The organism is Pseudomonas juntendi (assembly GCF_009932375.1).
Taxonomy (GTDB): domain Bacteria; phylum Pseudomonadota; class Gammaproteobacteria; order Pseudomonadales; family Pseudomonadaceae; genus Aquipseudomonas; species Aquipseudomonas juntendi.
On the sequence record NZ_BLJG01000036.1, the window covers coordinates 21,776 to 43,345 of the forward strand.

Annotated in this window: 24 protein-coding genes, 1 pseudogene and 1 riboswitch; of the genes and pseudogenes, 13 read left to right on the plus strand and 12 right to left on the minus strand. The window is 64.1% G+C overall.

Annotated features, from left to right (window positions below):
* Window positions 1-10: 10 nt before the first annotated feature.
* The 6 genes from GYA94_RS04850 to GYA94_RS04875 form a co-directional block, all read right to left on the minus strand.
* The gene (locus tag GYA94_RS04850; RefSeq protein WP_009682293.1) at window positions 11-625 is read right to left on the minus strand and encodes a response regulator transcription factor; all 615 of its coding nucleotides are present in this window, start codon (window positions 623-625) and stop codon (window positions 11-13) included.
* Between the two features lie 273 nt (window positions 626-898).
* Window positions 899-1,651, minus strand: a complete 753-nt coding sequence (gene cobM, locus GYA94_RS04855) for a precorrin-4 C(11)-methyltransferase (protein WP_029885125.1) — start codon at window positions 1,649-1,651, stop codon at window positions 899-901.
* A gap of 32 nt (window positions 1,652-1,683) precedes the next feature.
* Complete coding sequence (locus GYA94_RS04860; protein WP_110679288.1) at window positions 1,684-2,070, minus strand: cobalamin biosynthesis protein; 387 nt, start codon at window positions 2,068-2,070, stop codon at window positions 1,684-1,686.
* A complete protein-coding gene (locus tag GYA94_RS04865) occupies window positions 2,070-2,756 on the minus strand; it encodes a CbtA family protein (protein ID WP_009682289.1) in 687 nt (228 codons plus the stop codon). The genes GYA94_RS04860 and GYA94_RS04865 overlap by 1 nt, the downstream gene beginning before the upstream one ends.
* Window positions 2,757-2,766: 10 nt before the next feature.
* The gene (locus tag GYA94_RS04870; protein ID WP_009682288.1) at window positions 2,767-2,955 is read right to left on the minus strand and encodes a CbtB domain-containing protein; all 189 of its coding nucleotides are present in this window, start codon (window positions 2,953-2,955) and stop codon (window positions 2,767-2,769) included.
* A gap of 93 nt (window positions 2,956-3,048) precedes the next feature.
* Window positions 3,049-3,271, minus strand: a riboswitch (cobalamin riboswitch).
* A gap of 71 nt (window positions 3,272-3,342) precedes the next feature.
* Window positions 3,343-3,822, minus strand: a complete 480-nt coding sequence (locus GYA94_RS04875; RefSeq protein WP_054913258.1) for a GNAT family N-acetyltransferase — start codon at window positions 3,820-3,822, stop codon at window positions 3,343-3,345.
* Window positions 3,823-3,958: 136 nt separating this feature from the next.
* Between GYA94_RS04875 and GYA94_RS04880 the strand changes: the two are divergent.
* From GYA94_RS04880 to GYA94_RS04895, 4 genes and pseudogenes are all read left to right on the plus strand, one after another.
* A pseudogene (locus GYA94_RS04880) lies at window positions 3,959-4,063 on the plus strand (LysE family translocator); the annotation flags it as partial.
* Between the two features lie 21 nt (window positions 4,064-4,084).
* A complete protein-coding gene (locus tag GYA94_RS04885; protein ID WP_161891889.1) occupies window positions 4,085-4,957 on the plus strand; it encodes an alpha/beta fold hydrolase in 873 nt (290 codons plus the stop codon).
* A 96-nt stretch (window positions 4,958-5,053) separates the two neighbouring features.
* Entirely contained in the window at window positions 5,054-5,920 is an 867-nt protein-coding gene (locus tag GYA94_RS04890; RefSeq protein ID WP_161891890.1) for a pirin family protein, read from the plus strand.
* Window positions 5,921-6,164: 244 nt separating this feature from the next.
* Window positions 6,165-6,425 (plus strand): DUF1652 domain-containing protein, encoded by a 261-nt coding sequence (locus GYA94_RS04895; RefSeq protein WP_110679284.1) that lies wholly within the window; start codon window positions 6,165-6,167, stop codon window positions 6,423-6,425.
* 74 nt (window positions 6,426-6,499) lie between these two features.
* On the opposite strand, the gene GYA94_RS04900 is transcribed toward GYA94_RS04895, so the two are convergent.
* Window positions 6,500-6,787 carry a hypothetical protein gene (locus tag GYA94_RS04900; RefSeq protein ID WP_110679283.1) on the minus strand — a complete coding sequence of 96 codons (288 nt, stop codon included), beginning with the start codon at window positions 6,785-6,787 and terminating at the stop codon, window positions 6,500-6,502.
* Window positions 6,788-6,937: 150 nt separating this feature from the next.
* On the minus strand, window positions 6,938-7,585 hold the full coding sequence (gene alkB, locus GYA94_RS04905; protein ID WP_029885117.1) for a DNA oxidative demethylase AlkB: 648 nt from the start codon (window positions 7,583-7,585) through the stop codon (window positions 6,938-6,940).
* A 221-nt stretch (window positions 7,586-7,806) separates the two neighbouring features.
* Here alkB and GYA94_RS04910 point away from each other — a divergent pair, with 221 nt between their 5' ends.
* From GYA94_RS04910 to GYA94_RS04945, 8 genes are all read left to right on the plus strand, one after another.
* Entirely contained in the window at window positions 7,807-8,547 is a 741-nt protein-coding gene (locus GYA94_RS04910; protein ID WP_110679282.1) for a gluconate 2-dehydrogenase subunit 3 family protein, read from the plus strand.
* Between the two features lie 3 nt (window positions 8,548-8,550).
* Window positions 8,551-10,335, plus strand: a complete 1,785-nt coding sequence (locus tag GYA94_RS04915; RefSeq protein WP_009682279.1) for a GMC family oxidoreductase — start codon at window positions 8,551-8,553, stop codon at window positions 10,333-10,335.
* Window positions 10,336-10,347: 12 nt separating this feature from the next.
* Window positions 10,348-11,595 carry a cytochrome c gene (locus GYA94_RS04920; protein WP_054913497.1) on the plus strand — a complete coding sequence of 416 codons (1,248 nt, stop codon included), beginning with the start codon at window positions 10,348-10,350 and terminating at the stop codon, window positions 11,593-11,595.
* 166 nt (window positions 11,596-11,761) lie between these two features.
* Window positions 11,762-12,781 carry a LacI family DNA-binding transcriptional regulator gene (locus tag GYA94_RS04925; protein WP_161891891.1) on the plus strand — a complete coding sequence of 340 codons (1,020 nt, stop codon included), beginning with the start codon at window positions 11,762-11,764 and terminating at the stop codon, window positions 12,779-12,781.
* 67 nt (window positions 12,782-12,848) lie between these two features.
* Window positions 12,849-13,628 (plus strand): sugar phosphate isomerase/epimerase family protein, encoded by a 780-nt coding sequence (locus GYA94_RS04930; RefSeq protein ID WP_161891892.1) that lies wholly within the window; start codon window positions 12,849-12,851, stop codon window positions 13,626-13,628.
* Window positions 13,621-14,571, plus strand: a complete 951-nt coding sequence (locus GYA94_RS04935; RefSeq protein ID WP_161891893.1) for a sugar kinase — start codon at window positions 13,621-13,623, stop codon at window positions 14,569-14,571. The genes GYA94_RS04930 and GYA94_RS04935 overlap by 8 nt, the downstream gene beginning before the upstream one ends.
* Before the next feature lie 58 nt (window positions 14,572-14,629).
* Window positions 14,630-15,922 carry an MFS transporter gene (locus GYA94_RS04940; RefSeq protein ID WP_009682274.1) on the plus strand — a complete coding sequence of 431 codons (1,293 nt, stop codon included), beginning with the start codon at window positions 14,630-14,632 and terminating at the stop codon, window positions 15,920-15,922.
* A gap of 11 nt (window positions 15,923-15,933) precedes the next feature.
* The gene (locus tag GYA94_RS04945) at window positions 15,934-16,896 is read left to right on the plus strand and encodes a 2-hydroxyacid dehydrogenase (protein ID WP_161891894.1); all 963 of its coding nucleotides are present in this window, start codon (window positions 15,934-15,936) and stop codon (window positions 16,894-16,896) included.
* A gap of 25 nt (window positions 16,897-16,921) precedes the next feature.
* On the opposite strand, the gene GYA94_RS04950 is transcribed toward GYA94_RS04945, so the two are convergent.
* The 4 genes from GYA94_RS04950 to GYA94_RS04965 form a co-directional block, all read right to left on the minus strand.
* A complete protein-coding gene (locus GYA94_RS04950) occupies window positions 16,922-17,878 on the minus strand; it encodes an endonuclease (protein ID WP_054913492.1) in 957 nt (318 codons plus the stop codon).
* 98 nt (window positions 17,879-17,976) lie between these two features.
* Entirely contained in the window at window positions 17,977-18,972 is a 996-nt protein-coding gene (locus GYA94_RS04955; RefSeq protein ID WP_161891895.1) for an aldo/keto reductase, read from the minus strand.
* Window positions 18,973-19,106: 134 nt separating this feature from the next.
* Window positions 19,107-20,291 (minus strand): MFS transporter, encoded by a 1,185-nt coding sequence (locus tag GYA94_RS04960; RefSeq protein WP_161891896.1) that lies wholly within the window; start codon window positions 20,289-20,291, stop codon window positions 19,107-19,109.
* A 119-nt stretch (window positions 20,292-20,410) separates the two neighbouring features.
* Entirely contained in the window at window positions 20,411-21,292 is an 882-nt protein-coding gene (locus tag GYA94_RS04965; protein ID WP_009682269.1) for a LysR family transcriptional regulator, read from the minus strand.
* Window positions 21,293-21,476: 184 nt separating this feature from the next.
* Here GYA94_RS04965 and GYA94_RS04970 point away from each other — a divergent pair.
* Window positions 21,477-21,570 (plus strand): thiamine pyrophosphate-binding protein (locus GYA94_RS04970; protein ID WP_161891897.1); only part of this gene is annotated, 94 nt, incomplete at its 3' end.

Here is a 21,570-nt window from a genome sequence, read left to right on the forward strand (position 1 = left end):
CGCCAGCCGCTCAGTAGACGCTATTGCGCTTGGCCAGGTCGACCATCTCGACCAGCGATTCGGTCTTGAGTTTTTCCATGATGCGGCCCCGGTAGGTGCTGATGGTCTTGGCGCTCAGGTTCATGCAGGTTCCAATGTTCTTGTTGTTTTCGCCGCGTGCCAGGCGCCGCAGCACTTCCATCTCACGGTTGGAAAGGCTGGCCAGGCGCACCGGTTCGCTCTCCAGGGAGTTGCTGTTGACCGACATCTGCGGAAACGTCGAATAGCCCTTCACCAACGCCTTCAGTGCGAACAGCAGGGCCTCGTGGTCCTCTTCCTTGGTGACGAACGCGCCGATACCGGCATCCAGGCAACGGCGCACGTACAAGTCGGTGGCCTGGCCAGTGAGCACCATGATCTTGGGGGTTGGCTCCAGGCACTGAAGGCGCTTGATGACCTCCATGCCGTCCAGGCCAGGCAGGCCGATATCCAGCACCACTACGTCCGGGCGCAGTTCACGGGCCACCTGCGCCACCTCGCTGCCATTGCCGACTTCGCCGACGACATGAAAGCGCTCACGCTCGAGCAGTAGGCGCAACGACAACCGCACGATAGGGTGGTCGTCGACGATCAGCACGGTTGTCATGGGGAAAACTCCTGTCAGGATGTGGTCCGCTTCCTGGAACACTCAGGAATACGTTTGCAAGCGGGTTAATCGGAAGCGCAGCACCATACGGCCAAACCTGACGTTTGGTAATCCCGAGTATAGAAGTGTTGAAAGTTTCCGGACTACTTGTCGAAAATTCCTACAAGTAGTGGAAAAACATCACCACTGCCACAGTGGTGATGTCAGACAGGAAAGGGCGCTCAGGCGCAGCCAGCGGGGTTTCGACCCTGTGCAGGGCAAGCCTGGACGTGCTCAGTCGCCAGGCCGATACAGGTGGGCGTGACCGGCACGGTACAAGGCGGATTCGGCGAACGGCGCATCCCCCAGTACATGGCCTACCAGAATCAGTGCCGTGCGCCGGAAGTGCTTGGCGGCGCTGCGCTCGACGATGTTGCCCAGCGTGCCGCGCACCCAGTCCTGGTCTGGCCAGGTGGCGCGGTGCACCACGGCCACCGGGCACTCGGTGCCGTAGTGGGGCAGCAGCGCTTCAACGATCCGTGGCAGGTGCTTGACCCCCAGGTGAATCGCCAGGGTGCTGCCGTGGCGGGCCAGGTCGGCCAGCTGTTCCCCGGGTGGCATCGGCGAACTGTCGCCGTAGCGGGTCAGAATCACGGTCTGCGCCACTTGCGGCAGGGTCAGTTCACAGCCGAGCAGGGCAGCGCTGGCGGCGGTGGCAGTGACCCCGGGGATGATCTGGTAGTCGATACCCAGTGCCTTGAGGTGGCGGATCTGCTCGCCGATGGCGCCGTACAGGCTGGGGTCGCCGCTGTGTACCCGGGCGACATCCTGGCCGTGTTCGTGGGCGGTGCGCATCGCTGCGATGATCTGCTCCAGGTGCAGTTCGGCGCTGTTGATCACGGTACTGGCCTGGTGGCCTTCGAGCACGGCAGCGGGCACCAGCGAGCCTGCGTAGATGATCACCGGGCATTGGCGGATCAGCCGCTGGCCCTTGACCGTGATCAGTTCGGGGTCGCCGGGGCCGGCGCCGATGAAGTAGACGGTCATGGAATGTCCTTGCAAAAAAGGGTATGGCGCGTTCAGCAGGCCAGGGCGAGTGTCGCCGGGCCGAGCACCTGGCGCTTGAGCAACAGCCGTGGGCTGCCTTGTTGCCGATCGGCCAGGGCCAGTGCGGTGCTCTCGGCCACGCCCCAACACCCGGTGTGGGCATGGGCGGCGGCGGAGCGGTGGCTGAGCAGTGGCTGGTAAGTGTGCAGTTGCTGGCTATGGTACAGCACCAACGGCACACCCAGGTGCTCGGCCAGCTGCTGCAAACCCGGCTCGTCAGCCTTCAGGCTGATGCTGGCGATGCCGCGCAGGTCTGCCAGTGCCAGGCCGTGGTTGGCCAGTGCCTGGCACAACAGGGTGTGCAGGGTGGCCGCCGGGCAACCCCGGCGGCAGCCAAAACCGGCATAGAAAGTGCCCATCAGGCCTGGCTGGAACGGCGGAACAACCAGGCGCTGAGCAGGCCCAAGGCCAGCCAGAACGCCGCATTGGTCAGCCACGAGGCCAGCTTGAACTGGGTTTCCAGGGCCTGCGGGGCCAGGCTTTGGTGAACCTCGGGCTGCGGGGCGCCGAGCACATGCGGGATCACCAGCAGCACCGCGCCCAGCACTTTCAGCAGCCCGTGGCGGGCGAACACCAACAAGGCCAGGCCGAGCGCGGTGGCGCTGGCGGTGCCGACCCACCAAGCCTGGCGTTGCCCCAGGTCTGCTGCAGCGGTGCCTGGCAGTTCGGGCGGCAAGCCCAAGGTCGGGGCCAGGCAGAACACGGCGAACCCGGCCAGCCCCCACAAGGCACCGGTACTGGCGCGGGTGGGCGCGCGCAAGCTGTACAGCGCGGCGAGAACAAGGGCGAAGCCGACGGCAACCACCAGGTTGCCGCCCGTGGTGGCGAGCACTCGTTGCCAGCCATCTTCCGGCGACCAGGCCTCGGCGCTGTGTTCATGGGCAGGCACTTCACTGCCATGCTCATGGTGCGCGGCAGGTGCCGAGGACTCGTAGGTTTCCGCCTGAAGAATCAGCGGGGCCACCCAGAAGCTTTGCAGCAAGGTCAGCAGCAGGGCGGCGAGCAGCCCGCTGAAACCCGCGGTGCGGGCAATGCGCATGATCATGGGGGCGTACTCAGTGGCAGGGGAAGGCGGCGCTGTGGCGGGTGTCGTGGGCGGCGTTATGCACCGCCTCGATGTGCGAGAACCCGGCGAAGTAGACCAGGCACAGGCCCAGCAAGCTGGCACCGACGGCAATGATGACGCGCTGGCTGAGGGTAGCGGGGGTGGCAAGGCTGTGTGGCTTGGTGCTGGCGACGGGCATGACGCGTTCCTCTGCTTTTTGTGGGCAATGGGCAGGCGCGGCAGCCCCGGGCGCGGTTACCCAGGGGAATGCAACAGCGCCCGCCCACCGCGGGTTGTTCATGAACGCCAGGCCGGTCTCCGGGCTTGCGAGGAGGAGCAGGGCTCCTGGCAAGCGTCACCTTCCCATGCCGCACTACATGGCACAGTGGTACAGACGCTTCGCTCGCTTACCGTTGCGGGGGCAGCACCGGCATTGTCGGGCCCTGGTCAGGGCCTGCGACGCACCGGTTTCCCGTTTCACCCCATGAAGGGGCACCTGAACGTGAGGCGTAAGGAGAGCATGGGGCGGCCCTGGCGTCAATTACCCGGTGAGCTGCGCATGTGCCTGGGCCGGGTGGAGCAACCGTTAGCCCCGCGCGAATGCCGCCAGCTTGTCCCCGTCCAGGCGGTAGCGTACCCACTCATCCTGGGCCTCGGCGCCCAGCTTCTGATAAAAGCCGATTGCCGGTTCGTTCCAGTCCAGCACGCTCCACTCCAGGCGCCCACAGTTGTTGGCCACCGCCTCGCGGGCGATGTGCTGCAGCAACTGGCGGCCAGCCCCGTCACCGCGCTGTTCGGGGGTGATGTACAGGTCTTCCAGGTAGATGCCGTTGCGCCCCAGCCAGGTGGAATAGCTGTAGAAATACACGGCAAAGCCGATCGCCTGGCCATCGCGTTCGCAGACCAGGCTGTGCACGGTACTGCCTGCACCGAACAGGCTGTGCTCGATATCGGCCAGGGTGGCGACCACCTCGTGGCGCGCGCGCTCGTACTCGGCCAGCTCGGTGATGAAGTTGAGGATCTGCGCGGCATCGGCAGGCGCGGCAGGGCGAATGGAAAGGCTCATGAGACGGCTTCCTTGATCCAGAATGGCAGCACAGTAATGTGTATCTGCATAATTTGTTGTAACTGTAGTGGTCGCCTAGGAAAGCGACTCCGGTAGTGTGGCAGCACCCTCACTGAAAGTGGAATGCCCGCCATGCCTGCTGCAGAACCCGCGCTGGCTGATGCTGTTCAATGTCCTGATGGCCCTGCTGCTGGTGATTTCACTGTACCCGCTGCTGTTTGTAGAATCGGTGTTCCCCTAGCGTTGCGAGTGCCGTAAACCCATGCAGTTGATTCCCTGGTCCCATGAATGCGCCGAAGGCTTCACCTTGCGTGGTTGGCGAACCCCGGCCAGCGGCAAGCCACTGCTGCATTTCTTGCATGGCAACGGTTTTTGCTGTTTGACCTACCAGCCGTTGCTGATGCGCCTGGGTGAACATTTCGACCTGTGGCTATGTGATGTGCAAGGGCACGGTGACAGTGACCATGGCGGGGCGTTTCTGGGTTGGAACCGCACAGCGGCGCTGGCCGTGGAAGCCTTCGAAGCGGGCCGTGGCGAATACGGCGAAGTGGCCCGCTTTGCCGTGGGCCACAGCTTCGGCGGCGTGTTGACCGGGCTGATGTTAGCCAGTGACCCGCAGTTGTTCGCCCGTGCTGTGCTGCTCGATCCGGTGTTGTTCAGCCGCCGGATGCTCGGGGTGATGGGCGCGGCGGCGCTGGTTGGCCTGCACCAGCGTCATGCCTTGGCGCGCAAAGCCGCCAGCCGCCGCAGCCATTGGCCTGATCGCACAGCGGCGCTGGCTTCGCTGCAGGGCCGGGGCATCTTCAAAGGCTGGGCCGATGCGGCGTTGCAGGCGTATGTCGAGCATGCCATCGGCGATTGCGGCGAGGCCGTGGTACTTAAGTGCCGACCCAGCCGCGAGGTGGAAATCTTCAGCTCGTTCCCTAAGCGCATGTGGGCCAGCCTGTGTGCAATCAATACCCCGACCCATGTGATCTATGGCAAGCACACCTATCCGTTCGTGCCACGCTCGGTGCAGCGCCTGGTGTCGCTGAATGCCAGCATCAGCGCGCAGGAGGTCGCCGGTGGGCACTGCTTCATGCAGGAAGACCCGGCGATGGCAGCCGAACAGGTGCTGGCTTTCTTGCAGCGGTGATTGTTCTGTAGGTGGAACGATGTGGGCCGGCAAAGCCCTCTACCGGCTGATTGTCATCATTGATAAGGTGATCCAAACCGAAACAGGAGCCTTCTCATGAAAACCATTCTGGGTATCCACCACAGCCCCCACGCCCATTGGGTGGGTGATGGCTTCCCGGTCCGCAGCCTGTTCACCTATGACCACCTGGCCAGCCACATCAGCCCGTTCCTGCTGCTGGACTATGCCGGCCCGCATGCGTTCACCCCAACCCAGGCCCGGCGCGGCGTGGGCCAGCACCCGCACCGTGGTTTCGAGACAGTGACCATTGTCTACCAGGGCGAGCTGGAGCACCGCGATTCCACGGGTGCCGGCGGCCTGATCGGGCCAGGCGACGTGCAGTGGATGACCGCTGCCAATGGCATCATCCATGAAGAATTCCATTCGCCAGCCTTTGCCGAGCGGGGCGGCATGCTGGAGATGGTGCAGCTGTGGGTCAACCTGCCCGCTCGCGACAAACGTGCAGCGGCGGGCTACCAGACACTGCTGGCCAGCGATATCCCGGTAGTAGCGCTGGCTAACCAGGCCGGCAGTGTGCGCGTGATAGCCGGGGATTACCAAGGCCACCAAGGGCCGGCGCGCACTTTTACGGCCATGGACGTCTGGGACCTGCGCCTGAACAACGGCGCTGCCTTGCAGTTGCCGGTGGCCGCCGGGCGCAACGCGGCGCTGGTGGTATTGCGCGGCCGCGTGCGGGTCAATGGTGAGCGCGAAGCCGGGCCGTCCAGCCTGGTGCTGTTCGACCCCGAGCTGGCGGATGTGCGGGTCGAAGCGCTCGAAGGCGCCAGCGTGTTGCTGCTCAGCGGTGAGCCGATCGACGAGCCGATCGTGGGTTACGGCCCGTTCGTGATGAACAGCCAGGCGGAGATTGCCGAGTCGTTCGACGACTTCCATGCCGGGCGGTTTGGCCAGCTGCAGCAGTAGAAGGGCGCGGGGCCGGTGCCGGCCCCCACTGAAGCCCTGCGCAACCATTCGTCGTGAAGTTCGTTGCTGCGACCGAACACCCGATCCCGGCAGGCGATCTTCCACTAAGGTGCTAGAGGATTCCCCGCATCATCATTGCCCCGGCGCATGGACGCCCGCCGTGGCATGCGCATTATCAATTGGCACCCAGCCCCACGAGGGCGTACTTCCTCACAACAGGCCATCCCACCGAGAGGGTCGTACCATGTCGTTGATAGGAGTTTCCATGCTCGAGCTGCGGCAGTTGATCGAGCATGCCTGCCTGCCAGATCGCTGTGAAATCAGCTGTACCGATGGTGACAACCTGACCATCCGCCTCGGTCAGGGCCAGAGCCTCGATGAGTGCTGCACCCTCAGCGGGGTGCCATTGCGCAGCCTCAACACCTGCCGCGATGTGCTGAACCTGGTGGAGCAATTGCATACCCTGCGTGACCGCCCGCCTGCACCGGTGAAGTCCATCGCCTGATGCGAGTGCGCGAACCCCGCTCAGCCCTTGGCTGGCGGGGGAAGGCCCGCGCGCTGGCGCCAGCCGTTGATTGCCTAGTGCAGTTCCACCAGCAGGTTCAACCCACCATCGCCACACTTGCCCTTGTCGCGAACGACCCCATGGTAGCTGCGACCATCCCACATGAATGCCACGCTATGGGCGCGCTCGACCTTGTGCGGGAGCGGTGGGCATATGTGTACACGCAGCGCCGCGCGGCCCTGCAGATTCAAGGGCGCAAGTTGGCACTGGCATTCCACGGACTGCGCAACCGGCCCGAACAGGGTGTCGCGAACGTAGTCCAGTTGCAGCGCGGTATTGGGCGAACGGCCGGGCATCTTCATAGGGATTCGACTCGTTGACTACGGCAAGGACGGCAGGTCTGGCAAGGCATGACGGACTCCTGGCGGGCGGCAGTGTAATTATTCTCTGAACCCTGGGGTGGGCAGTCGTTCAACCTGTTTCATGCCGGTGTTGCACAGGCCCGGCAATGCCTAGCCACCGGCCTTGCGCAAGGTGAGGTTGATGCGCCGCTCGCCCATGCGCGGGTGCACGCCGGGCTTGATCGGCAGTACGCCATGAAAGCGCAGGCGGTCTTCGCCGCCCCACACCAGCACATCGCCGTGGCTGAGGGCAATGCGCTGGGTTTTGTCGGCCCGCTGCAACCCGCCGAACAGGAACACCGCCGGCAGGCCCAGCGACAGTGAAACGATCGGTTGGCCAAAATCGTGCTCGTCGCGGTCCTGGTGCAGGCTCAAACGTGTGCCCGGCAGGTAATGGTTGATCAGGCAGGCGTCCGGGGTGAAACCGTCGAAACCGGCCATGGCGGCAGCGCGGTTGGCCAGGGTGAGCAATATCGGCGGCAAGGCAGGCCAGGGCTGGCCGGTCAGCGGGTCCGAACGGCTGTAGCGGTAACCCTGTGCATCACTGACCCAGCCCAGTGTGCCGCAATTGCTCAGCGCCACCGCCATGCGCAGCCCGCCGGGCGTGTGCATGTGCCGAAACGGTGCGGCACGCAGCACCGGGCGCAACGCGTCGAGCAGTGGTTCGACTTCGCCCAGGGCAAACCCGGGCAACAGCACGGTTTCGCTTGCCAGGCGTTGTGGCTGAGGGCCGAACAGGTCGAGGTCGGACTGAATCATGGCCTGGGTATCGAATGGGGTAGGCCCATTGTAATGGGCTTCGTCGCCCAGGCCTATGCGCGGGTCAATACCCGTGGTCGCAATGTCAAGACTGAAACCGGTTTCAAAAGATTTCTGAACGCGCTAGATTACTCGGCTGTCTTTTTGAAGGCCCAACAAGACTCGCCCGCACAACACCAGATGGCGCTTATAAGGCCGCCCGCAGCCGATGAGGATTCACCATGCCCGAGCATGCTCCCGACAACCCGCGCAGGGACTTTCTGCGCAAGACCTTGACCTTGATCCCCGTGGTGACCGTCGCCAGTACCGGGCTCGGGGCAGGTGCCAGCCAGCTGCTGGCCGCGCCGCAGCAGGAACCGAAGGTGCCGGCAGCGCCACCGGCGGGCAAGTACCAGCCAACCTTCTTCAGTGCCGAGGAATGGGCCTTCGTGCAGGCCGCCGTAGCGCGCATCATCCCTGCCGATGCCCTCGGGCCCGGTGCGCTTGAAGCCGGGGCCGCCGAGTTCATAGACCGGCAGATGAATACCCCCTACGCGACCGGGGCTCAGTGGTACATGCAAGGCCCGTTCAACGCCGACGCCCCACCCGAACTGGGCTATCAACTGCAGTTGAACCCGCAGCAGATCTACCGCCTGGGCATCGCTGCAGTGGATGGCTGGTGCAAGGCCAACAGTGGGCAAGTGTTCGCTGCCCAAGACAGCGCTACCCAGGACCGGATACTCGGCAAAGTCGAGGCCGGTGAGCTGGCGTTCGAGGCAGTACCGGCCACGGTATTCTTCAGCCTGCTGGTGCAGAATACCCGTGAGGGGTTCTTCTGTGACCCGATTCATGGCGGCAACAAGGGCATGGTCGGCTGGACCCAGATCGGCTTCCCGGGCGCGCGCGCCGACTTCATGGACTGGGTCGAGCGCAATGAGCCGTACCCGTTCCCGGCTGTATCGATCCGCGGCGAGAGGGCCTAAGGCATGGCGACTGTTTTGAAAAAGGTGGATGCCGTCATTGTCGGTTTTGGCTGGTCGGGTGCGATCATGGCCAAGGAGTTGACCGAAGCCGGCCTGCAGGTGGTGGCCCTGGAGCGTGGGCCGATGCAGGACACCTACCCGGAGGGTAGCTACCCGCAGGTAATCGACGAGCTCACCTACAGCGTGCGCAAGAAGCTGTTCGTCGACGTGTCGAAAGAAACCGTCACCATTCGCCATAGCGTGAACGACGTGGCACTGCCCAACCGCCAACTGGGCGCCTTCCTGCCTGGCAAGGGCGTGGGTGGGGCAGGCTTGCACTGGTCGGGTGTGCATTTCCGGGTAGACCCGGTGGAGTTGCGCCTGCGCAGCCATTACGAGGAGCGCTACGGGCGCAAATTTATCCCCGAGGGCATGACGATCCAGGACTTCGGCGTCAGCTACGAAGAGCTGGAACCGTATTTCGACTTTGCCGAGAAAGTGTTCGGCACGTCCGGCCAGGCCTGGACGGTCAAGGGCCAGCTGGTAGGTGAGGGGCGGGGTGGCAACCCTTATGCACCCGACCGTTCCAACCCGTTCCCGCTGCCGGCGCAGAAGAACGTGGTGTCGGCCAGGCTGTTCGAAAAGGCCGCCAGCAGCCTGGGCTACAAGCCCTACAACCTGCCCTCGGCCAACACGTCAGGGCCTTACACCAACCCCTACGGCGCGCAGATGGGGCCGTGCAACTTCTGTGGTTTCTGCAGCGGCTACGTGTGCTACATGTATTCCAAGGCATCGCCGAATGTGAATATTCTGCCAGCGCTGCGCCAAGTGCCGAATTTCGAGTTGCGGGCCAACGCCCATGTGCTGCGGGTGAACCTGGACGACAGCAAGCGCAAGGCGACCGGCGTGACCTACATCGACGCCCAGGGGCGCGAGGTGGAGCAGCCGGCCGACCTGGTGATCCTGGCGGCGTTCCAGTTCAACAACGTGCGCTTGATGCTGCTTTCCGGTATCGGCAAACCCTACGACCCGGTGAGCAACGAGGGTGTGGTCGGGCGCAACTTTGCCTACCAGAACATGGGCACGGTCAAGGCGTTCTTCGACAAGGACACCTACACCAACAACTTCATCGGCGCCGGTGGCAATGGCATCGCCATCGATGACTTCAACGCCGACAACTTCGACCATGGCCCGCACGGCTTCGTCGGTGGCTCGCCAATGTGGGTGAACCAGGCTGGCAGCCGGCCCATCGCCGGCACTGCCAACCCGCCTGGCACCCCGGCCTGGGGCAGCGCCTGGAAGAAGGCCACGGCGGACTATTACACCCACCAGGTGTCGATGGACGCCCACGGCGCCCACCAGTCCTACCGTGGCAATTACCTGGACCTGGACCCGACCTACCGGGACGCCTACGGCCAGCCACTGTTGCGCATGACCTTCGACTGGCAGGAAAACGACATCAGGATGAACCAGTTCATGGTCGACAAGCTGAGCAAGATTGCCCAGGCGATGAACCCCAAGGCCATTGCCGTGCTGGGCAAGAAGGTCAAGGACCACTTCAACACCGCCAGCTACCAGACCACCCACCTGAACGGCGGCGCGATAATGGGCACCGACCCGAAAACCAGCGCGCTCAACCGTTACCTGCAGTGTTGGGATGTACACAATGTGTTCGTTCCGGGGGCATCTGCATTCCCCCAGGGGCTGGGTTACAACCCCACCGGGCTGGTGGCGGCGCTGACCTACTGGTCGGCTCGGGCCATTCGTGAGCAGTACCTGAAAAACCCCGGCCCGCTGGTCCAGGCTTGAGGAGCGATGAGCATGAAAACAATGTTGATCGCAACCCTGCTGCTGGGCGCCGGCGTGGCTGGCCAGGCCGTTGCCGCTGAAGATGCGCAGGTGCGCCAGGGTGAATATTTGGCCCGCGCCGGTGACTGTGTGGCCTGCCACACCGCCAAGGGGGGCAAGCCCTTCGCCGGTGGCCTGCCGATGCAAACACCTATCGGCACGGTGTACTCCACCAATATCACCCCGTCCGCCAGTGGCATTGGCCATTACAGCTTCGAAGACTTCGACCAGGCTGTACGCAAAGGCATCGGCAAGGACGGCAGCACCCTGTACCCGGCCATGCCATACCCTTCGTACGCGCGGATCACCGAGCAGGACATGCAGGCGCTGTACGCCTATTTCATGAAGGGCGTCGAGCCGGTGGAGCAGCCCAACCAGGCTACCGATATTCCCTGGCCGCTGAGCATGCGTTGGCCGTTGGCCATCTGGCGTGGCCTGTTCGCGCCTGCGGCAACGCCCTGGCAAGCCTCGGCAGCGGCTGACCCGGTGGTCGACCGTGGCGCGTACCTGGTCGAAGGCCTGGGGCATTGCGGTGCCTGCCACACCCCGCGGGCGCTGACCATGCAGGAAAAGGCGCTGAGCCCGGCCGAGGGTAAGCAGTTCCTTGCCGGCAGCGCGCCATTGGAGGGCTGGATCGCCAAGAACCTGCGCGGCGATCACAAGGACGGCCTGGGCAGTTGGAGCGAAGCCGAGCTGGTGCAGTTTCTCAAGACCGGGCGCAGTGACCGCAGTGCGGTGTTCGGCGGCATGAGCGACGTGGTCGAGCACAGCATGCAGTACATGACCGATGCCGACCTGACGGCGATTGCCCGTTACCTGAAGACCCTGCCGCCCAGCGACCCGAACGACCAGCCGCATGTCTACGACAAGCAGGTGGCCGATGCCCTGTGGCGCGGTGACGACAGCAAGCCTGGCGCCGCGGTGTACATCGACAACTGTGCCGCTTGCCACCGAACCGATGGCCAGGGCTACACCCGTGTGTTCCCGGCCCTGGCCGGCAACCCGGTGGTGCAGACGGCGGACGCCACCTCGCTGATCCATGTGGTGCTGGCAGGCGGCACGGTGCCGGCGACGCACACCGCACCGTCGAACTTCACCATGCCAGCGTTTGGCTGGCGCCTGAGCGACCAGGAAGTTGCCGAGGTGGTGAACTTCATCAGGACCAGCTGGGGTAACCAGGCGGGGGCGGTTACCGCCGCGGATGTGAAGGCATTGCGCTGAGAGGGGGTTGCCTCAGGTTCGGCGAAGGCATTGTGTCGCCGAACCTGGCCTTGCCCGGCTGGCCAGCCCGGTCGCTTCGGCCGACCAACGGCATATTGACGAAAGCACCAAGTTTTGGTGTATTGAAACCGGTTTCATCGTCCACCTAATAATCATAAGGACACCCATGACCGACGCGCCTGCCCATGCCCGCGAACGGGTCACCATCAGCGAAGTCGCGCGAGTCGCTGGCGTTTCCAAAGCCACCGTCTCACGCTACATCGGTGGCGATCGCCAGTTGCTGGCCGACGCCACCGCCAAGCGCCTGGCCGAGGTCATCGAACGCCTTGGCTACCGCCCCAACCAGATGGCCCGTGGCCTCAAGCGCGGGCAGACGCGCCTGATCGGCATGCTGGTTGCCGATATTCTCAACCCCTATTCCGTAGCCGTGATGCATGGCGTGGAAACCGCCTGCCGCCAGCATGGCTACAGCCTGGTGGTGTGCAACACCAACCGTGACGACGACCAAGAGCGCCACCACCTGGTCGCCCTGCAGAGCTACAACGTCGAAGGCCTGATCGTGAACACGCTGGGGCACCACCCTGGCGAACTGCTCAACCTCCAGCGCGACCTGCCCATGGTGCTGGTCGACCGTCAACTCCCTGAACTGAATGCCGACCTGGTCGGCCTGGATAATGCCGACGCCGTCGAGCAGGCCCTGGACCACCTGCAGGCACGCGGCTACCGGGATATCCTGGCGGTGAGCGAGCCGCTCGATGGCACCAGCTCGCGCCTGGAGCGGGTGCAGGCGTTCGGGGCCTCGGTCAGCCGCCGCCCAGGCATGCGTCAGCAGGTGCTGGAAACCGGCGCTGGCCTGGCAGGGCGGTTGGCCGCGTTCCTGGCTGACCGGGGTCATGGCCCGCAAGCCATTTTTACCTGCAACGGTGTTGCCACCCTGGCCGTGACCCGTGCCCTGCATGACGCCGGTTGCAATCTGTTTGCCGATGTCGGCCTGGTCGCACTCGACGATCTGGACTGGTACCCCCTGGTCGGCACTGGCATCACGGCATTAGCCCAGCCTACCGAACGCATCGGCGTAGCAGCCTTCGAGAGCCTGCTCGGCCGGCTTCGCGGCGATGGCGCAGCGGCACGACGCATCGAATTCAAGGCCAACCTGGTCATCCGCGGCTCGACCCAACCCCAGTAAGCAGCGGCAGGCCTTGTGCCTGACGCTGCCGTATAAAAATGAAACCGGTTTCAAAAGGATAAAAACAATGTACCCGAACCCCGTTTCCATCAGCCTCTCCAGTTATGGCGCCGACTTTGTCCGGCAACGTGGCCAGGAGCAGTTTCTCGACCTTTTGGCCGCCGCAGGCGTCAGCCGGGTGGAGTTGCGTGAAGAATTGTTCGCAAGTGCACCCGATGCCGCGGCACTGGGTGCCGTGATTGCCGGGTTGGGCATGGAGTGCCTGTATTCGACCCCTCTGGAGCTGTGGACGGCGCAGGGCGTGCCCGACCCTTCGCTGGTGCACAAACTGGACACCGCGCGGGCGCTGGGTGCGGTGGCGCTGAAAGTGTCCTTGGGCCATTTCGATGAACACTGCGACCTTTCGGCCTTGGCGGCGCTGCTGCCAGCGCAGGGGCCGTTGCTGTTGGTGGAAAACGACCAGACCACGCAAGGTGGCAGAATCGAGCCCCTGCAGCGCTTCTTCGAGCAGGCCGATGCATGCGGCCTGAACCTGGGCATGACGTTCGATATCGGTAATTGGCACTGGCAGGGCGAGGTGGCGTTGCACGCTGCCCGGCAACTTGGCCGGTGGGTGCGCTATGTGCATTGCAAGGGCGTACAGCGCCGTGCCGACGGCCGCCTGGTCGCCGTGCCGCCGCAAGCATCAGACCTGCGCGCCTGGGCCGAGCAACTGGCCGAATTCGCCCCTGGGGTGGTACGCGCCGTCGAGTATCCCCTGGCCGACGACGACCTGTTGGCCCTGACCCGGGCCCAAGTGCACAGCCTGTCGCGGCTGGGTGCTGACCAGGAGGTGGCCCATGCATGAGCATGACGTGCTGTGCTTTGGCGAAACCATGGCCATGTTCGTCGCCGAGCACTGCGGCGACCTGGCCAGTGTCGGGCAGTTCGGCAAGCGTATCGCCGGCGCGGACAGTAACGTGGCCATCGGCCTTGCACGGCTGGGCTTCAAGGTGCGCTGGCTGAGCCGGGTAGGTGACGACTCGCTGGGGCGCTTCGTGCTCGACAGCCTGCGCCGTGAAGGCCTCGACTGTTCGGCGGTGGAAGTGGATGGCCACTGCGCCACCGGCTTCCAGCTCAAGGCCCGTTGCGATGATGGCAGCGACCCCGCGGTCGAGTACTTCCGCCGGGGGTCGGCAGCCAGCCGGCTGTCGCCTGCGCTGCTGCAACCTGGCTTGCTGCAAGCGCGCCACCTGCATGCCACGGGCATCCCGCCGGCGCTGTCGGAAAGCTGCCGGGCACTGTCGCACGGGCTGCTTGACGCCATGCGTGCAGCCGGGCGCAGCATCTCGTTCGACCCCAACCTGCGGCCCTCGCTATGGCCGGACCAGGCCAGCATGGTGCGCGAAATCAATGCCCTGGCGAGCAAAGCCGACTGGGTCTTGCCAGGCCTGGAAGAGGGCCGCCTGCTGACGGGCCAGCACAGCCCCGCCGATATCGCAGCGTTCTACCTCGACCAAGGCGTGGAACTGGTGGTGATCAAGCTGGGCGACGCCGGAGCCTACTGGCGCAGTGGCAGCGGCGAGGGCCAGGTCGCCCCTGTAGCCGTCAGCCGTGTCGTGGACACCGTCGGCGCCGGTGATGCGTTCGCCGTGGGCGTGCTCAGCGCACTGCTCGAGGGGCGCCCAGTGGCAGAGGCGGTGGCGCGTGGCAACTGGTGCGGCAGCCGCGCCGTGCAATCGCGCGGCGACATGGAAGGGCTGCCGCTGCGTCACGAACTGGAGGCCTACGACCTGCGCAGAAGTGCCTGAATGCTTTAACCGGAATCACCTGTTGCCACAAAAACAACAAGCTCAGGAGTCACAGACCATGCAAAGCCAAAAACTGGCACCGCGTCGCTGGTGGTACATCATCCCGATCGTGTTCTTCACCTACAGCCTGGCTTATCTGGACCGCGCCAACTACGGCTTCGCCGCCGCCTCGGGCATGGCCGAAGACCTGCACATCACCCCCGTGCTGTCGTCCTTGCTGGGGGCGTTGTTCTTCCTTGGCTACTTCTTCTTCCAGGTACCTGGGGCCATCTACGCTGAAAAACGCAGCGTGAAGAAGCTGATATTCGTCTGCCTGATCCTCTGGGGCGGTTTGGCCACGCTTACCGGGATGGTCAGCAATGTCTACATGCTGATCGGCATCCGCTTCCTGCTGGGCGTGGTCGAGGCCGCAGTCATGCCCGCCATGCTGGTGTACTTGTGCCACTGGTTCACCCGTGCCGAGCGCTCCCGCGCCAACACCTTCCTGATGCTCGGCAACCCGGTCACCATCCTGTGGATGTCGGTGGTGTCGGGTTACCTGATCAAGCATTACGACTGGCGCTGGATGTTCATCATCGAGGGCCTGCCGGCGGTGATCTGGGCGTTCTTCTGGTGGCGCCTGGTGGATGACCGCCCAGCCCAGGTCAGCTGGCTGAGCGCCCAGGAAAAAGCAGACTTGCAACAGGCGCTGGCGGCCGAGCAGCAGGGCATCAAGCCGGTCAAGAACTACCGCGAGGCATTCCGCTCGCCGCAGGTGATCATCCTGGCGCTGCAGTACTTCTGCTGGAGCATTGGCGTGTACGGCTTCGTGCTGTGGTTGCCGTCGATCCTCAAGCAGGCGGCCAACGTCGACATTGTGCAGGCCGGCTGGCTGGCCTCGGTGCCCTACCTGGCGGCGGTAGTGGCCATGGTGGGCGTGTCCTGGGCCTCTGACCGCGTGCAAAAGCGCAAGCGCTTCGTGTGGCCGCCGCTGCTGATCGCTGCCGTGGCGTTCTATGGCTCTTATGCCCTGGGCACCGATCACTTCTGGTGGTCGTACGCGCTGCTGGTGGTCGCTGGCGCCTGCATGTACGCGCCCTATGGCCCGTTCTTCGCCATCGTGCCCGAGATACTGCCGGCCAATGTCGCCGGGGGTGCCATGGCGCTGATCAACAGCATGGGGGCGCTGGGCTCTTTCGGCGGCTCCTGGCTGGTGGGCTACCTCAATGGCGCCACGGGTGGGCCTGGCGCCTCGTACCTGTTCATGTGCGGTGCGCTGCTGACTGCCGTGGCGCTGACGGCCGCCCTCAATACTTCCCAGACCTCCGGCCGGGCCAAACGCAATGGCACGCGCCTGGCGCTGAACCCTTAGGAATGACTGCAATGAAAAAACGAATCGTCTTGTACAAGCGCCTTTCCGATGACCTGATGGCGCGCCTGCACGCCCAGGTGGACGTGACCTGGGTGGACATTGCCCAGCCCGATGGCCTGGCGCGCCTGCGCGATGCGTTGCCAGGGGCGCACGGGTTGCTGGGCGCCAGCCTGCGCCTGGACGCCAGCCTGCTCGATTTGGCGCCGCAGCTGGAGGTCGTGTCCAGCGTTTCGGTCGGGGTGGACAACTACGACGTTGCGCAGCTCAGCCGCCGTGGCGTGATGCTGACCAATACCCCGGACGTGCTGACCGAAACCACGGCGGACACCGGCTTCGCCCTGATCCTGGCGACCGCCAGGCGGGTGGTGGAGCTGGCCAACTGGGTGCGTGAAGGCCATTGGCAGGCCAACCTGGGGCCGGCGCATTTTGGCTGTGATGTGCATGGCAAGACGCTGGGCATCGTCGGCATGGGCCGCATTGGCGAGGCGTTGGCCCGGCGTGCTGCCGCAGGCTTTGGCATGCGCGTGCTGTACCACAGTCAGCGCGCCAAGCCCGACGTAGAAGCACGCCACGCTGCGCGCCAGTGCAGCCTGGACGCGCTATTGCAGCAAGCGGACTTCGTCTGCCTGACGGTGCCGCTCAGTGCCAGTACTGAAGGGCTGATCGGTGCGCGTGAGCTGGGGTTGATGAAGCCCGATGCTATTCTGGTGAACATTTCCCGCGGGCGGGTGGTGGACGAGGCTGCGCTGATCGACGCGTTGCGCGCCAGGCGTATCCGTGGTGCAGGGCTGGATGTGTTCGTGCAGGAGCCGTTGCCGATAGACTCGCCACTGCTGCAGTTGGACAACGTGGTAGCAACCCCGCACATCGGCTCTGCGACCCAGGAAACCCGCCAGGCCATGGCGCGCTGTGCAGTGGACAACCTGCTCAGCGCGCTGGCGGGCGAGCGGCCTGCGAACCTGGTAAACGGATGATAGAAGGCGGCGCTGTGGCGCGCCGTCAGCGGCAGTTACCGGCCTTGCGGTAACCTGCCGCCTGCGCCTCACCTTCATTGGCGAAACTGACCTGGTTCTTGGCCGCTACCTGGGTGTAGCCGGGGCAACCCACTGCCAGGTGGTAGACGTGGCTGTTGCGGTTGCCCAGCACCGAACCCGGCGCCCCGGCATTGGCCTGGCCCGGCTTGCCTGGTGCCTGGGCGGGCGCCGCTTGCGCCACGCCAACCCCGCTGGGTTTGTAATCCGCCGTCCACTTGCGCTGGCCGCTGACGAAAGGGTTGGCATGCCCCATGATCGCGGCGATGCGGCGGTCGCGCTCCTTTTCCCACGCTGACACCGGGTACTGCTTGTCCCAGGCCATCAGCACTTGTTGCTGCTGGCGCGACATGTTCAGGCGATAGCGGTCGTACATGTAGAAGGTGGTACGGGCCACCAGGCCTTTGACTTCGTCACGAGGCTCGGCGGCGCGCTGGGCGAAATCCACCTTGGTGGTGCACTGGCCGTATTCGCCGGCGTTGCCGCTGACCATGCCGTAGTTGAAGTTGCTGCGGTCGCCATTGACCTCACCCACGGCCGGGTACAGGTTGAACAGGTCGGCCTCCATGGCGCGGAACACCGGGTCGCTGTCCACACAATGCTCGCGCCCACCGTTCTTCCAGCATTGGCGCTGGTTGCCGAAGGTATAGGCCGGCACGATGTGTTCCCATTCGGTGCGCTCGGCGCGATTTTGCTGCTTGCGCGTCTGATAGCCGCACGACGCCGCATCGACCCGCCCACCGGACTTGCCGACCCAGGTCCATTTGCAGCCGCAATACAGGTCGCCCATGGCACTGCTGGCTTGGTCCAGGTACACCTTCTGCTTGGCCACGACCTTGGCCTCGGTGAAGGTGGCAGGGGGTGTGGCCCACGCGGGCAAGCTAAAGGAAAATAGTAGAGTTACGGCATAAAGCAGTGATTTCATAAGAGAAAAATATTCAAATGCGAGGACGCGCATTGTAATACTTTCATCGTCATTGGCCAGCACGCCGGGCATACCTGGCGAGCTGGCAAAGGCCCACGCTACTTGAAGCCAGCCACCGCGTGCGGGATATACGGCGCCTGCAGCCGTGCCACTTCATCGGCACTGAGCTGCACCGACAGCGCGGCCAGCGCATCATCCAGATGGGCGGGTTTGGAGGCGCCGACGATCGGTGCGCTTACGCCGTTTTTGCCCAACACCCATGCCAGCGCGACCTGGGCCATTGGCACCCCCCGTTCGCCGGCAATCTGCTCGACGACATCGATGACCCGGCCATCTTCGACCTCGGTATCTTTATAGAACGACTGCCCGGACAGGTCGCTACGGGTGCGGTCGGTCTGCTGGCCGTTGGGGCGCGTGAGGCGGCCGCGGGCCATCGGGCTCCAGGGCAACAAGCCCACGCCTTGGTCCAGGCACAGCGGGATCATCTCGCGTTCTTCTTCGCGGTACAGCAGGTTGAGGTGGTTCTGCATCGAAACGAAGCGGCTCCAGCCGTTGCTGGCCGCTACCTGCTGAGCCTTGGCGAACTGCCAGGCATACATCGACGAAGCGCCGATGTAGCGCGCCTTGCCAGCCTTGACCACGTCGTGCAGGGCTTCCATGGTTTCCTCGATGGGCGTGTGGTAGTCCCAGCGGTGAATCTGGTACAGGTCCACATAGTCGGTGCCCAGGCGCGTGAGGCTGGCGTCGATGCTGGCCATGATCACCTTGCGGGACAAGCCCTGTTCATTGGGCCGGTGGGGGCCTTGCCCCATGTTCGGTGGGTAGAACACCTTGGTGGCGATGACCGTTTCTTCACGGCGCGTGAAGGCCTTCAGCAGTTTGCCGACGATCACTTCCGACGTGCCGGCAGAGTAGCTGTTGGCAGTGTCGAAGAAGTTGATGCCTTGCTCGACGGCATGGCGAATGATCGGCCGGCTGGCCTCTTCGTTCAAGGTCCAGGGGTGGGTGCCGGCATCCGGATCGCCGAACGTCATGCAACCCAGGCACAACCTGGAAATATCCAGGCCGGTGCTACCCAGCTTTACGTATTGCATCGTGATCTCCTAGGAAGGGGAAGGGATGAACCCAGCCTGCGGCTGGTGCTGATGGTAGTGAGTTCAGCAATGGGGGGAGGTTCATCGAACGCCGTGTGACGCTGAACCTGCCCCTGCCCAGCACCGCTGCCGGGTCAATGCCCGCCACGCATTCGCCGGGCGAGCAGGTAGATGCCCAGCCCGACCAGCGCGGTAGCCGCGCCGATGTAGCCGGTGCTGGTCCAGCCCATGCCGGCGGTAATCGCCATACCGCCCAGCCAGGGCCCCAGCGCATTGGCCAGGTTGAACGCGGCATGGTTCGACGCTGCGGCCAGGCTTGGCGCTTCATGGGCAATGTCCATCAAGCGGATCTGCAACGGTGCCGCCAGGGCGATCATGGTGCCCACCAGGCCGATGCCCAGCAGCAGGCTCCAGAGCGCCTGCGCGGCAACGGTAAAGAACAGCAGCACGGCGATCGACCATACCAACACCAACCCCACCGCACGGAACTGCAACCGGTCGAACAGCTTGCCGCCTGCAATGTTGCCAACGATACCGCCCACACCGAAGGCCGCCAGGCCGAACGGAATCCACTGCGGCGCGACCTGGGTCACCTGCAGCATGGTCGGCGCCAGGTAGCTGAATACACAGAACATGCCGGCAAAGCCAATGGCCGCGATGCCCAGTGCCATCCACACTTGCGGCAGGGCAAAGGCGCGCAGTTCCTTTCGTGGGTCGCTGCGCACCTCATCGTGAGGCTGGGGCACGAAGCGCCAGACCAGGACAATGGTGCACAGGGCGATCACGCCGACCAGCACGAACGCCGAGCGCCAGCCAAAGTACTGGCCGAGGAAGGTGGCTACAGGGTTACCTAGCAGCATGGCCAGCGTCAGGCCCAGCATCACCCGGGCCACGGCCCCGGCACGCTGGTCCTTGGCAACCATGCTCGAGGCCACCACCGCGGCGATGCCGAAATAAGCACCGTGGGGCAGGCCGCTGATGAAGCGGAAAGCCACCAGGCCGCTGAAGGAAGGGGCGAGGGCGGTGGCCAAGTTGCCTAGCGCATACAGCAGCATCAACAGCAGCAGCATGTGCTTGCGCAGCAGTTTGGCGCCCAGAATCGCCAGGGTCGGCGCACCGACCATGACCCCCAGCGCATAGGCACTGATGGCGTGGCCCACTTGCGGTTCGCTCAACTGCAGGTTGCTGGCAATGTCGGGCATCAGGCCCATGATGGAAAATTCACCGGTACCGATGGCGAAGCTGCCCAGCGCCATGGCGGCTTCCATCTTGGCGACGGCGCTTTTGCTGGGCGGCGGGGGGAGTTGCTGGACTGACATCTGAATCCCTTGTTGGGCCTATGTTGAAACATGCTGAAACGTTCAAGGCGGGATGATAGTCAATCGGTGGGCGCAACGTCGAGGCAGCGCCGCCGCTCAAACCAGGGGCCAGGCGCCGATCAGCGCTCCAGGTAATGGGTTTGCGCGGCGAAATCGATGAAGCGTTTGCTGGCCAGCGACAGGTATTCCCCTGAACGCCAGCACAACCTGAAGCTCATCTGCTGTGCCGGGCGGAAGGGTACGCCGACAATGCCCGGTGTACGCTGCTGCACCGAGCGCAGCAGGGTGGCCACGCCCATGTTGTCCAGTGCTGCCTGCACCACCAGCGAGACGAAATTGCTCTGCAGAGCCACTTGGTAGGTAATGCCGTGTTCGGCGAAAAATGCGTCCAGCAGATGGCGCTGCACGAAGGTCCGGTCGAATACCACCATGTCGGTATTGCGCAGGTCTTCGGCGGTGAGAAATGCCTTGCCGGCATAAGGGTGGTCGGGGTGCATGCACGCCAGCATCTCGTCGCTGCCCAGCAGGATCGACTCCTTGTCCTGCGGTACGCGCCGCGATTCCAGCAACGCCAGGTCGATTTCCCGTTGTTCGAGGCGTTGGCCGATGTCGGCGGCGCTGCCCTCGAACACGGTCATGGCGATACCGGGGTACGACTGACGGAACGCGTTCATCAAGCCTGGCACATAGTGCAGGCCGAACATTGGCGGGATACCCAGGCGCACCTCGCCGCGCTTCAAGTCCGCCATGTCGCGCAGCTCCTGCCGGGCCACATCCATTTCGCGCAGGGCCGAGGCAATGCGTGGCAGAAACTGCTCGCCTTCGGCCGTGAGCAGCACCTTGCGGGTGGTGCGGTTGAACAGGGTCACGCCCAGCTCTTCCTCCAGCCGGGTAACCGCCATGCTCAACGCAGGCTGGGCTATGTGCAGGTGTTGCGCTGCTTTGGTGAAGCTGCCTTGGCGGACGATTTCGACGCAGCAACGCAGTGCCTTGAGGTTCATTGGGGCGTACGACCTTTCGTAGTCATTGCATTTATAACGAACTGTGATGCCACGCATCATAACAATATATTTATTATTATTAACCAGAGGGCCTACGATGCGCGCCACTGAGACATCCTGCAACATCTCAGTCACGCAGCCGATCTCGCTGCAATCCCCCAAAGATTTTGAGGTAGTCCCCTAAATGGCCAAGGCCGCCGATGTCGTTGTGCAATGTCTGGAAAACGAAGGTGTCGAGTATGTATTCGGCATTCCTGGTGAGGAAAACCTCGACCTGC

Excerpts from the sequence above, each read along its gene's own strand:
- GYA94_RS04850 (WP_009682293.1), bottom strand. The coding sequence starts at position 625 with ATGACAACCGTGCTGATCGTCGACGACCACCCTATCGTGCGGTTGTCG.
- cobM (WP_029885125.1), bottom strand. The coding sequence starts at position 1,651 with ATGACCGTCTACTTCATCGGCGCCGGCCCCGGCGACCCCGAACTGATC.
- GYA94_RS04860 (WP_110679288.1), bottom strand. The coding sequence starts at position 2,070 with ATGGGCACTTTCTATGCCGGTTTTGGCTGCCGCCGGGGTTGCCCGGCG.
- GYA94_RS04865 (WP_009682289.1), bottom strand. The coding sequence starts at position 2,756 with ATGATCATGCGCATTGCCCGCACCGCGGGTTTCAGCGGGCTGCTCGCC.
- GYA94_RS04870 (WP_009682288.1), bottom strand. The coding sequence starts at position 2,955 with ATGCCCGTCGCCAGCACCAAGCCACACAGCCTTGCCACCCCCGCTACC.
- GYA94_RS04875 (WP_054913258.1), bottom strand. The coding sequence starts at position 3,822 with ATGAGCCTTTCCATTCGCCCTGCCGCGCCTGCCGATGCCGCGCAGATC.
- GYA94_RS04885 (WP_161891889.1), top strand. The coding sequence starts at position 4,085 with ATGCAGTTGATTCCCTGGTCCCATGAATGCGCCGAAGGCTTCACCTTG.
- GYA94_RS04890 (WP_161891890.1), top strand. The coding sequence starts at position 5,054 with ATGAAAACCATTCTGGGTATCCACCACAGCCCCCACGCCCATTGGGTG.
- GYA94_RS04895 (WP_110679284.1), top strand. The coding sequence starts at position 6,165 with ATGTCGTTGATAGGAGTTTCCATGCTCGAGCTGCGGCAGTTGATCGAG.
- GYA94_RS04900 (WP_110679283.1), bottom strand. The coding sequence starts at position 6,787 with ATGAAGATGCCCGGCCGTTCGCCCAATACCGCGCTGCAACTGGACTAC.
- alkB (WP_029885117.1), bottom strand. The coding sequence starts at position 7,585 with ATGATTCAGTCCGACCTCGACCTGTTCGGCCCTCAGCCACAACGCCTG.
- GYA94_RS04910 (WP_110679282.1), top strand. The coding sequence starts at position 7,807 with ATGCCCGAGCATGCTCCCGACAACCCGCGCAGGGACTTTCTGCGCAAG.
- GYA94_RS04915 (WP_009682279.1), top strand. The coding sequence starts at position 8,551 with ATGGCGACTGTTTTGAAAAAGGTGGATGCCGTCATTGTCGGTTTTGGC.
- GYA94_RS04920 (WP_054913497.1), top strand. The coding sequence starts at position 10,348 with ATGAAAACAATGTTGATCGCAACCCTGCTGCTGGGCGCCGGCGTGGCT.
- GYA94_RS04925 (WP_161891891.1), top strand. The coding sequence starts at position 11,762 with ATGACCGACGCGCCTGCCCATGCCCGCGAACGGGTCACCATCAGCGAA.
- GYA94_RS04930 (WP_161891892.1), top strand. The coding sequence starts at position 12,849 with ATGTACCCGAACCCCGTTTCCATCAGCCTCTCCAGTTATGGCGCCGAC.
- GYA94_RS04935 (WP_161891893.1), top strand. The coding sequence starts at position 13,621 with ATGCATGAGCATGACGTGCTGTGCTTTGGCGAAACCATGGCCATGTTC.
- GYA94_RS04940 (WP_009682274.1), top strand. The coding sequence starts at position 14,630 with ATGCAAAGCCAAAAACTGGCACCGCGTCGCTGGTGGTACATCATCCCG.
- GYA94_RS04945 (WP_161891894.1), top strand. The coding sequence starts at position 15,934 with ATGAAAAAACGAATCGTCTTGTACAAGCGCCTTTCCGATGACCTGATG.
- GYA94_RS04950 (WP_054913492.1), bottom strand. The coding sequence starts at position 17,878 with ATGAAATCACTGCTTTATGCCGTAACTCTACTATTTTCCTTTAGCTTG.
- GYA94_RS04955 (WP_161891895.1), bottom strand. The coding sequence starts at position 18,972 with ATGCAATACGTAAAGCTGGGTAGCACCGGCCTGGATATTTCCAGGTTG.
- GYA94_RS04960 (WP_161891896.1), bottom strand. The coding sequence starts at position 20,291 with ATGTCAGTCCAGCAACTCCCCCCGCCGCCCAGCAAAAGCGCCGTCGCC.
- GYA94_RS04965 (WP_009682269.1), bottom strand. The coding sequence starts at position 21,292 with ATGAACCTCAAGGCACTGCGTTGCTGCGTCGAAATCGTCCGCCAAGGC.